This window comes from Clostridium saudiense, assembly GCF_000577815.1.
In the GTDB taxonomy this organism is placed as follows: Bacteria; Bacillota; Clostridia; order Clostridiales; family Clostridiaceae; genus Clostridium; species Clostridium saudiense.
On record NZ_CBYM010000012.1, the window covers coordinates 48575 to 60457 of the forward strand.

An 11883-nucleotide genomic window follows, 5' to 3' on the forward strand; every position below is an offset into this window, starting at 1 on the left:
AAACTTATATTACTTAATTCTATACATTATAGCTTCATATGGTCTCAAAGTTAAATTTTCTAATAAAGTACTTGAATCCTTGTAATTGCTTAATAAGATTTCAGAATGATTGAAATCTCCCTCAAAATTAAAATCAACTTCTTTATCATAGAAATTGCAAACAACTAATATTTTATCACCATTTAATTCTCTAACATATGCAAATATATTATTATCATCCTCACATAATAAAGTGTAATCTCCGTAGATTATAGTATCATTATGCTTTCTTATATTTATAAGCTTTCTATAATGATGGAAAATTGAATTTTCATCTTCTAGGCATTGTTTTGCATTTATAACTTCATAATTTTCATTTATAGAAAGCCAAGGCTTTCCTGTTGTAAATCCAGCATTTTCTGAATTATCCCACTGCATTGGAGTTCTTGCATTATCTCTTCCCTTAGCATAAATAGACTCCATTATTTCTTCATGAGTATATCCCTTTGAAATTCTATCTTTATACATATTTAAAGATTCAATGTCATTATACTCATTAATATCTTCAAATCTTACATTAGTCATTCCTAGTTCTTCACCTTGATATATATAAGGAGTTCCTTTCATTCCATGAAGAAGTGTAGCAAGCATTTTAGCACTTAGAACTCTATATTCCTTATCATTTCCCCACCTTGAAACTATTCTAGGAAGGTCATGATTATTCCAGAAAAGACTGTTCCAACCTTGTCCTTCAAGTTCTGTTTGCCACTTAGATAAAACTTTCTTTAATTCAAGTAATTCTAATGGTTTAAGATCCCACTTTTCTTTTCCTTCAATTTGATCTAATCCTATATGTTCAAATTGGAATACCATACTTAATTCATGTCTCTCTGGATTTGAGTACAGCTTTGCAACTTCTGGAGTAGCTCCCCATGTTTCCCCTACAGTTAACAAATCATTACCTTCTAAAGCTGCTTTATTCATTTCTTGTAGATAATCATGAAGTTTTGGTCCATTTCCTGTTATCATCTTATCTGGAACTTTACCTATAAGATCTATAACATCCATTCTAAATCCACCAATTCCTTTATCAACCCAGAAATTCATCATTTTATAAACTTCATTTCTTACTTTTTCATTTTCCCAATTTAAATCAGGTTGCTTCTTACTGAATAAATGTAAATAGTATTGACCTGTTGTTTCATCATATTGCCATGCACTTCCACTAAAACAAGATCCTAATTCATTTGGCTCATGTCCTTCTACTGGATCTCTCCATATATAATAATCTCTATATTCATTATCTTTAGATTTTTTTGCTTCAATAAACCATTTGTGCTCATCAGAAGTATGGTTAACAACTAAATCCATAAGAATCTTTATTCCTTTTTCATTAGCTTCTTTTAAAAGGTTGTCCATATCTTCCATTGTTCCAAATTCATCCATGATATCACAATAATCACTTATATCATACCCATTATCATCATTTGGAGATTTATAAACTGGACTAAGCCAAATAACATCTATACCAAGTTCCTTTAGATAATCTAATTTTTCTCTAATCCCATTGATATCACCTATTCCATCACCGTTACTATCGTTAAAGCTTCTTGGATATATTTGATACACTACTGAGCTATGCCACCATTGTCTTTCCATATTTGTTACCTCCACATTATAAAAACTCAATTCTTTTTCTTACATATTAATTTATCTAATAGCTAGCCATTGTAATATTCCCACCTCATTTAATTAAAAGATAACAACTTGCAAGCCTTTAGATACCAAATTCTAACTTAATGTGTAAATAACATCAATATTAAGCTAAGAATTCAGTTTATAATGTGATTATACATAATAATATTACTATTTTTCTTGCAAAATATAGGCTTTTTTTAACACAATAATGCTATTTACTTCATCTTCTCTTTCTTTTCCAACATTTCTATAACCTTCTCTAATCTTTTCTTTTTTGTATCTTCTTTGTTATTAAATTAAATTTTTTCATTTGTTAATTACCTCACTAAAATAAGTTTATCTAAAAAGGTTATTTACTAAATCTTTATTAATAATATCAATGTTCCAACTACAATTAATACTAACCCAACTATTGATTTTTTTGATAATTTTTCTTTTAAAAACACATAAGCAAATAATATAGTTACTAAAATACTAAGCTTATCTATTGGAACAACTATAGAAGCTAGTCCATCTTGTAATGCCTTATAATAACATAACCATGATGCTCCTGTTGCTATTCCTGACAATATTAAAAATAACAAACTTTTCTTATCTATCTTTTTTACATCACTTTGTTTTTTAGTAGCAAAAACAATAATCCATGCCATTATAAGTACGACTATTGTCCTAATTGCCGTTCCTAAATTTGACTCTACATTTTCTATCCCAACTTTACCTAATATAGAAGTTAATGAAGCAAATATAGCCGATAATAATGCATATACTAACCAAGCTTTTCCTTTAACTACTTTTTCTATGCTTTCTTTTTTTTGAATCATCAAATAAGTACCAATACCTATACCAATCATCCCAACTACCATGTTTATAGTTATATTTTCCCCTAGAAAAATAAAAGCTAATACCATTGTTAAGATTGTACTACTTTTATCAATAGGTACTACCTTATTTACATCACCCAATTGCAATGCTTTAAAATAACATAACCATGATGCTCCTGTTGCAAATCCCGATAATATTAAGAATGTCAATGTTTTTCCACTTATATTTCCTATAGTTCCTTGTGATCCTACTATAAATACCATAATCCATGAAAAAATCAATACTACTATAGTTCTTATTGCGGTAGCAACATGAGAATCAATATCCTTAACCCCTATCTTAGCTAAAATTGATGTTGCACCAGCAAAAAATGCAGATCCAAATGCATATAATATCCACATATTTTTTTATTTCCTTTCTTTGCATAATTCTTATTATAACATTACATTAATCTTATTCTTAACTAAAATTAAAAGAAGTGATATGAAAATTTAACTATACCACCTCTTTACTTTATTTATATTCTATTATCATTTAAAATTCTTAAAATATCTTTCTTATTAGTTGCCACTCTTGGAATTTTAATTTGACTTTTTGAAACTCCTTTTGAGATTAAAAATTTCTTTATATTATCAAATGTATTCTTTCTAACAATATTAATGCTTATACATGATAATTTATTATTCTTTCTAAATCTTCCATAAGCTAAATTAGCTTTTTGAAGTTCTAAATCTAAAACCCTTTCAATCTCTTTTATCTTATCTTTAGATATTTCTTTATTTAATTCAAAATAAAAAACATATCTCCCAGGTGTTATTGTATTATCTGCCAATGTTGTATAATCAATTAATGATAACTTAAGTTCTTTCATAGTTTTATCTATTGAAGATATTAAATGTTCTTCTGTTGTTTTTTCAGAAACCATATTAATAACTTGATTTTTTCTATATAAAAATTCAATTTCCGGTGAATTATTATAATAATCAACTACCTTTATTACATCACCTAATCTATATCTATAAAGTCCAGCATAGTTAGTTACTATAACCTCATACATTTCATCTACCTTTAATTCATCTATACAATAAGTTTTAGGATTGTCTTTATTACCTTCTCCTATTGGCATAAATTCATAAAATACTGTATCTGGTATTACTACATATCTTATTTTAGATATATAAGGATTAACTCCTATCATAGCTTCAGTAGCTGCATATGCTGGAGAATAAATTGGTAATGATTCAGTATAATAATCTACCATATCATCATATATTGAAAAATTAGCACCTGTTACAGCTGCGATATAAGTTATCTTTGGCCAAAGCCTCCTACATATCCCTCTAAACCCCTTTGAAAATTCTTTTTCTATTTCATCAGCTCTTCCTGCATTTGCTTTTAAATAACTATTTAAATTTTTTCTTGTTTCATCATCAATATTTAAATTCCTATTAATGCTTCCCCTTCTAATATCTTTTACCAATAACTCATTTTTATCTTCTAGAATCCTTAATGCATCTAAAACATTTGAAATAAATACACCACTTATATAAGTTAAATTTCTATCTTCAAGAGCAAATAATAGATGTAAATATAATGCTGCATTTTTATCTTTTATTTTCATTACTTCATATGGAGAAGTATATATCTTAGGCAGTATATTTTTTATTGATTCCATCCCACCTGACGTTGCAGAACATATAGGTACCCCTCCATCAGAGTAAGTAGTCATAACAGTATCTGCTAACATCAACCCTCGTCCATAATTCCATTGTTTTTTTAGATTATTATAGGCAAACCTTTCTATTAAAAGAGCCATATACTTACTTCCAACTTCTCTTGATTTTTTAGTGACAGGTATTAATTTTTGTTTACCTGTTGTTCCTGATGTATGTCCAAAATATTCAACCTCATCACTAATCAATATATTTTTTTCTCCCTTTAACATTTCATTTATATATTGCTCATAAGCTGAGTAATCTGTAATTGGCACTTTTTCTTTATATTCATTTATAGATTTTATTGAACTAAAATTATATTTTTCTCCATATTTACACTTCTTATTTTTATTTATTATTTTAAATAATACTTCTTCATTTACACTTTTTGAGTTTAATGTATATTTATTAAACTTTTTTTCTAGAATTCCTCCTGCTGAAATCATAGTACGATATAACACTTTACTTATTATGCTCATAATAAAGCACTTCCTATATATTTTTGTCATAAATAATATATGAAAGTGCTTTATAAATTGCTTATATATTTCAAACTCATTTTATTATTATATAATTTAAACTACTTTTTATGCTTAACTCTATCTCCAACAAATGTTAAAATACTTGCTAATATTATTGAAACAACAGCAGCAATTAAAACTGAAATCTTTGATACACTTAGCTCAATTTCTCTTCCTTTAAATGCTATCTCTGATACAAATAAGGACATTGTAAATCCTATTCCTGCAAGTATTGAAACCTCCAATACATCATACCAAGATGCATCTGTAGGCTTTTTAGTTATGCCTATTAAGCTTCCTAAATATCCAAAAATCATAATTCCTAATGGTTTTCCAATAACCAATCCTAATATTATTCCAATCATTAAAGGGTAATCCTTTGCTAAATTCAAACTTCCTCCTAGAGTTATCCCTGTATTAGCAAAAGCAAATAAAGGAAGTATTACAAAATTTGAAAACGGCTCAAACTTATGCTCAATCTTATAACTTAAATCCTTATCCCTATCCTTTTCATGTAAAACAGGTATACTAAATGCTAATATTACTCCGCTTAAAGTAGAATGAATTCCACTATAAAATATAGCTATCCATAATGCTAATCCTAATATTAGATATGGATATAATCTATTTCTTTTATTAAAAAATCTAACACAAAATAAAGCTGCTATTAAAATCAATGAAATAATTATTCCAGAAATTCTTATATGAGAAGAATAAAAAACACCTATTATAACTATTGATAGCAAATCATCTACTACAGCTAAGGTAAGCAAAAATAATTTTAGTGAAAACTTCAGCTTACTTTCAAGAATTGAAAAAATACCTATTGCAAATGCTATATCTGTTGATAGTGGTATCCCTGCCCCAATTTCAAATCCACTTTTAAAATTAAATAAAGTAAATATTAATGCAGGTACGAGCATCCCCCCTATAGCAGCTAACACTGGAAATGATGCTTCTTTTATATTTGAAAGTTTTCCATATACAATCTCTCTTTTAATTTCACATCCTACAACTAAGAAAAATATAGCCATTAAAAAATCATTTATGAAAACATGTAAATTAAATTCTTCTCCAATTTTCAAATCATATAAAATATAATTATAATATCTATCTAATTCAGTATTTGCTAATATTAATGCTAATATTGTAGCTCCTAATAGCAATATTCCTGGAAATGCTTCTGAACTTACTATACTTTTATAATCTTTTTTACTATCTTCCATAACTGTGCTCCTAATACATTCTTATTTTTCCTTACTGTTATATTTTGCACAGTTCTTTTCTTTTTATCCTTTGCGTAACACTTGTGATTGTGATATTGGATATGATTAAATAAAAAAAGTCTGAAACATTAATTAAATTCAATTAATGTTTCAGACTTTTAAAATTATTCTACTACTTTTTTCTTTAATACTGCTAACATTGCCATTCCTACTACAGAACCTATTACAACTGCTGCTAAGAATCCAAATGGATTTCCGATTACAGGTAATACGAATATTCCACCATGAGGAGCTCTTAATTGACAGTCAAAGAACATTGTAAGTGCTCCTGCTGTTGCAGAACCTATTACACATGAAGGTATAACTCTTAATGGATCTGCTGCTGCAAAAGGAATTGCTCCTTCTGTTATGAATGATAATCCCATAATATAGTTTGTAAGAGCTGATTGTCTTTCTCTCTTAGTAAACTTATTCTTAAAGAATGTTGATGCTAAAGCTATAGCAAGTGGTGGAACCATACCACCAGCCATTACAGCTGCCATTACTTCATAGTTTCCAGATGCAAGTGATGCTGTACCAAATACATATGCTGCTTTATTGAAAGGACCACCCATATCAATTGACATCATACCTGCAACAACAATACCTAATAATACTTTACTTGTTCCACCCATTGAGTTAAGGAAATGTGTGATTGCTTCATTTATTCCACCAAAGAAAGGATTTACGAATATCATGATTGCTCCCATTAAACCTATACCTATTAGTGGATATAATAAAGTTGGTTTTAAACCTTCTAATGCTTGTGGTAATTTATCAAATATCTTCTTTAATCCTAATACTAAGTAACCACCAACAAAACCTGCAAATAATGCTCCTAAGAATCCTCCGCTAATAACAGATACTGAAGAATCAAATGCACTTGCATAAGTTGTACCTAAGTTAGCTAACATACCACCAACAAAACCAACTGCAAGACCTGGTCTATCTGCAATACTCATTGAAATATATCCTGCAAGTACTGGTAACATAAATCCAAATGATGTTTCACCTATAGTTTTTATAAATGCTGCGATTGGTGTATTCTTACCAAAGTTAGATGGATCTATACTATAATTATCTAGTAAGAATGCTATAGCTATTAATATACCTCCACCTATAACAAATGGTAACATATGAGATACACCATTCATTAAGTGCTTATATATTTGTCTTCCAAAGCTTTCTCCTTCATCTGATGATGAGCCTTCGCTATCACTTCCACCTGCATGATGATATACTGGAGCATCACCATTAGTAGCTCTAGTTAATAATTCTTCTGTTTTATGAATTCCATTTGCAACCTTAGTTTGAATAACTTTCTTTCCTTCAAATCTAGCCATTTCAACCTTCTTATCAGCTGCAACTATTATACAATCTGCATTAGCTATTTCTTCATCAGTTAAAACATTTTTAGCTCCACCTGAACCATTAGTTTCAACCTTTATTGTAATTCCCATGTCTTTAGCTTTATTTTCTAAAGCTTCTGCTGCCATAAATGTATGAGCAATTCCTGTAGGACATGCTGTAACTGCTAATACTCTATATCCACTAGCTTGTGCTTTTTGAGCTTCTTCTTTATCACTTTCAGCCTTTAACTTATCATTTTCTTTAGAATCAATAAGTTCTAAGAATTCATTAACACTCTTAGCATTAATTAATTGATCTTTAAATTCAGGATCCATTAACATCATAGATAATCTTGCTAACACATCTAAATGAAGATTATTTTCTCCTTCTGGTGCAGCAATCATAAAGAATAATTTTGCCGGTTCACCATCTAATGAATCATAATCAATACCATTAGTAAGTACCATTGCACTAAGACCAGCTTCTTTTACTGCAGTTGTCTTAGCATGAGGAATTGCTATATTATCTCCGATTCCCGTTGTGCTTAAGCTTTCTCTTGCTAATACTGCTTCTTTATAAGCTTCCTTATCATTTAATCTTCCTGTTTCATTCATTAAATCAACAAGTTTATTAATAGCTTCTTCCTTTGTTTTTACATTAGGATTAAGTGCTATACCATTCTTTTTTAATAAATCTGTTATTTTCACTTTTTAGTCCTCCTTTAAATTTAATTGATTTGATTTAATAATTCATAAACATAATCTTTTGTTGCTAAACCTTCTGAAAAAGCAGAAGCACTTCCTGTTGCTACTCCTAATTTAAATCCTTTTTCTACTTCGTTTGCTTCTAAATATCCTGCAATAAATCCTGCTACCATTGAATCACCGGCTCCAACAGAATTTTTAACCTCACCTTTTGGAACATTACTTGTAATAACATCCCCATTTTCTTTAATTAGAATTGCTCCATCACCAGCCATAGATATAAGTACATTTCTTGCCCCCATATCTTTAAGCTTCTTAGCATATTCTATAATTTCATCATTTCCTTTAAGTTTTACATTAAATAAATCTCCAAGTTCATGATGATTTGGTTTTATTAAAAATGGTTTATATTTTAAAACCTTTAATAACGATTCCCCAGTTGTATCTACAATACATTTGACTCTCTTATCTTGAAGAGACTCCATAATTCTTTCATAAATATCTACTGGCATTGTTTTTGGTATACTCCCAGCTAATACTAAAATATCCCCTTCAGATAATTTATCTAACTTTCCATAAAGCTCATGTAATGCTTCATCTGAAATTTCTGGTCCTCCACCATTTATTTCACTTTCAACATCAGCCTTTATCTTAACATTTATTCTAGACATTCCATTTTTTAATTTAATAAAATCTGTATCACAGCCAAATTCTCTTACTTCTCTTTCGATTTCTTCACCTGTAAATCCAGCAATAAATCCTAAGGCTTTACTTTTAACTCCTAAATTATTTAAGACAATAGAAACATTAATTCCTTTACCACCTGCATAAACATTCTCACAAGTACTTCTATTAACATGACCTAAATTAAAATCATCCATTTTTACTATATAATCTAATGCTGGGTTAAATGTAATAGTATATATCATTATTTTTCTACCTCCAAAATTTCAGCTTCTTGTCTATATCTATTATTCTCCAAAACTGTAGTTATTATTTTAGCTTCTTTAATATCTGCAAAAGTTACAGAACTTATTTCGTCAAATTTAGAATTATCGCATAATATATATCTTTTTTTACTTCTATGCAATGCTTCGCTTTTTACCATCGCTTCTTTTATATCAGGTGTAGTAAATCCTCTTTCAATATCTACTCCATTTACACCAAAAAAGCCTTTAGTAAAATTATATTTTCTTAATGCATTAACTGTTTCAGCTCCTACTATAGCTTCTGTTGCAAGCTTAAGCTCTCCACCTAAAATATAAGTTGTACATTTTTTTTGAATAAGTTTTCTAGCATGTACAATTCCATTTGTTACAAAAACAGCCTTTGTATTGTTAATGAAATTTATCATTAGTTCAGTAGTAGTTCCTGCATCAATATATACAAAATCATTATCTTTAATTAGTGATGCTGCATATTCTGCTATTTTTATTTTTTCATTTATATTTAAATTTTGTCTATTTTCAACTCTATCATCTATAGTTGTTATGCTTATTTCTTTTATTGATGTAGCTCCCCCATGAACCTTCTTTAATAATCCGGCCTTATCTAAAGCTATCAAATCTCTTCTTATAGTTGATTCGGATGTATTTAAATATTCAACTAAATCATTTAAATAAACTACCGATTCTTTTTCTAATTTATCTAAAATTAATTTATGTCTTTCTTCTGATAACATTTACATCACTTCCTTATCTCAATAATAGCTTCTTTTTTTTAATAAGTCAATCATTTTCTTTCACATTCATTCATTTTCTTTCAACTTCGTTCATCATTTCCTCCATTTTATTTTATTTTTTCCAAAAGTACTATTTTTTATATGTAAAAATTTTAGTTGCATTTGCAACTATATTGCTCTTATAATATATTAAGTAATATATAACCTTATTAATTTTTTAAATTTAATTAGAAAGGACTTATTTAAATGAGCTGCAATAATGAATATTTAGGTAAATATATTTCTTTAATTCATAGACAGGCTAATGTATTTTTCACAAAAGAATTTAGTAAATTTGGATTTGGTAGTGGACAATATATGTTCATGATTCATTTATATAAAAATGATGGAATCAGTCAAGAAAAACTTTCTGAATTGCTTAACATAGATAAAGGCACTACTGCTAAAGCAGTAAAAAAATTAGAAGAACTTGGGTTTGTAACTCGTTTTAAAGATTCAACTGATAAAAGAATAAATAGAATTTACTTAACTTCAAAAGCCTTTAATATTAAAAATGACTTTTTTTCTGTTTTAACCAAATGGGAAAACATGCTTACTAATGAATTAAGTCCTGAAGAAATATCTGAAAGCTTAACTATACTAAATAAGCTTTCTAAAAGTGTAACAAGAAATAATTAATTATTAGGAGGACAAAAAAATGGCACATCAAAATCACTTAGGTGAGGAATCTATCGGAAAATTATTATTAAAATATTCTATTCCAGCAATAATAGGAATGATGGTTAATGCTTTATATAATATTGTAGATAGAATGTTTATAGGACGTATTCCTGATGTTGGCTCCCTTGCATTAACAGGAGTAGGAATAACTATGCCTATAATGTCAATTCTTTTAGCTTTTGGCATGCTTATAGGAATTGGATCAACTGCAAATATTTCATTAAATCTTGGGCGTGGTAAACGAGATGAAGCCGAAAAACTAATTGGTAGCGCTATTACATTAAGTTTAATAGTTGGTGTTATAATTACTATCATTGGTCTTATTTTCTTAAATCCAATATTAAATATCTTTGGAGCAAGTGAAAATACTTTATTTTATGCCAAAGAATATATTACTGTAATTTTATGTGGTTGTACTTTTAATATTCTTTCTTTTGCATTAAATAGTACTGTAAGAGCTGATGGTAACCCTAAGCTAGCTTCATTAACTATGATTATTGGATGCGGGACCAATATCGTTTTAGATTATTTATTTGTTTTTGTATTAAATATTGGAATTAAAGGTGCTGCTTTTGCAACTGTTATTTCTCAAGCACTTACATTCTTTATAATACTTTATTACTATACTAAAGGAAATTCTAATCTAAAATTAAAAGTTGAAAATATGAAACTAAAGAAAAACTTAGTCATGATGACTTTTGCAATTGGTATAGCCCCTTTTGCAACCCAAATTGCTAACAGCTTAGTACAAGTTGTCGCTAATAATTCTTTAAAAGCTTATGGTAATGATTTATCTATAGGTGCCATGACTATAATAGGCTCAATTAATATGGTATTTATGATGCCTATCTTTGGTATTAATCAAGGTTGTCAACCAATTATAGGTTTTAACTATGGTGCTAAAAAATATGATAGAGCTAAAAAGACATTTATAATTGCTACTATTGCAGCTACTGTTATTTGTACAATAGGAGGTATGTTAATACAACTATTCCCTGAATTTGCAATAAGTTTATTTAATAATGATCCTGAACTTACAGCTGTTGCTATAAAAGGAGTTAGAATGTATTTATTAATGATGCCTATAGTTGGAATTAACATTGTTGCTACTAGTTATTTCCAATCTATTGGTAAAGCTAAAATGTCTATGTTTGTTAGTTTACTTAGACAAGTAATTTTATTAATTCCATTTACGCTAATTCTACCTTTATTTATAGGATTAGATGGGGTTTGGGCTGCTGGAGCTTGTGCTGATTTCTTATCTGTTGTCATCACAGCAGTTTTAATATTTAAGGAATTTAAATCATTAAACAAATTACATGAAATTCAATTAGTAGCATAATAAAACTAAACATATAAATAAAAAAAACTATTACCAAATAAAATATCTGATAAAGGAAAAGGGGCTGTATCAAAATAAATTTTGAT

General features: G+C 28.4%; 9 protein-coding genes. 2 read left to right on the top strand and 7 right to left on the bottom strand.

What is annotated here, in order from left to right:
• Nucleotides 1-9 precede the first annotated feature (9 nt).
• From TY07_RS07980 to TY07_RS08010, 7 genes are all read right to left on the bottom strand, one after another.
• Nucleotides 10-1638: a glycoside hydrolase family 13 protein gene (locus tag TY07_RS07980; RefSeq protein WP_042397822.1), complete on the bottom strand. Its 1629-nt coding sequence runs from the start codon at nucleotides 1636-1638 to the stop codon at nucleotides 10-12.
• A 395-nt stretch (nucleotides 1639-2033) separates the two neighbouring features.
• Entirely contained in the window at nucleotides 2034-2900 is an 867-nt protein-coding gene (locus TY07_RS07985; protein WP_042397824.1) for an EamA family transporter, read from the bottom strand.
• Between the two features lie 116 nt (nucleotides 2901-3016).
• Nucleotides 3017-4693, bottom strand: a complete 1677-nt coding sequence (locus TY07_RS07990; RefSeq protein WP_156327333.1) for a GH3 auxin-responsive promoter family protein — start codon at nucleotides 4691-4693, stop codon at nucleotides 3017-3019.
• A 101-nt stretch (nucleotides 4694-4794) separates the two neighbouring features.
• On the bottom strand, nucleotides 4795-5961 hold the full coding sequence (nhaA, locus tag TY07_RS07995; protein ID WP_042397827.1) for a Na+/H+ antiporter NhaA: 1167 nt from the start codon (nucleotides 5959-5961) through the stop codon (nucleotides 4795-4797).
• Between the two features lie 164 nt (nucleotides 5962-6125).
• Nucleotides 6126-8057 carry a PTS fructose transporter subunit IIABC gene (locus TY07_RS08000; protein ID WP_042397829.1) on the bottom strand — a complete coding sequence of 644 codons (1932 nt, stop codon included), beginning with the start codon at nucleotides 8055-8057 and terminating at the stop codon, nucleotides 6126-6128.
• 20 nt (nucleotides 8058-8077) lie between these two features.
• Nucleotides 8078-8983 carry a 1-phosphofructokinase gene (gene pfkB, locus TY07_RS08005; protein WP_042397831.1) on the bottom strand — a complete coding sequence of 302 codons (906 nt, stop codon included), beginning with the start codon at nucleotides 8981-8983 and terminating at the stop codon, nucleotides 8078-8080.
• Nucleotides 8983-9735: a DeoR/GlpR family DNA-binding transcription regulator gene (locus tag TY07_RS08010; protein ID WP_042397834.1), complete on the bottom strand. Its 753-nt coding sequence runs from the start codon at nucleotides 9733-9735 to the stop codon at nucleotides 8983-8985. Before TY07_RS08010 ends, pfkB begins: the two co-directional genes overlap by 1 nt.
• Nucleotides 9736-9981: 246 nt before the next feature.
• Here TY07_RS08010 and TY07_RS08015 point away from each other — a divergent pair, with 246 nt between their 5' ends.
• Nucleotides 9982-10413: a MarR family winged helix-turn-helix transcriptional regulator gene (locus TY07_RS08015; RefSeq protein WP_042397836.1), complete on the top strand. Its 432-nt coding sequence runs from the start codon at nucleotides 9982-9984 to the stop codon at nucleotides 10411-10413.
• Between the two features lie 19 nt (nucleotides 10414-10432).
• Nucleotides 10433-11797, top strand: a complete 1365-nt coding sequence (locus TY07_RS08020; RefSeq protein ID WP_042397838.1) for an MATE family efflux transporter — start codon at nucleotides 10433-10435, stop codon at nucleotides 11795-11797.
• The last annotated feature ends 86 nt before the right edge of the window (nucleotides 11798-11883 follow it).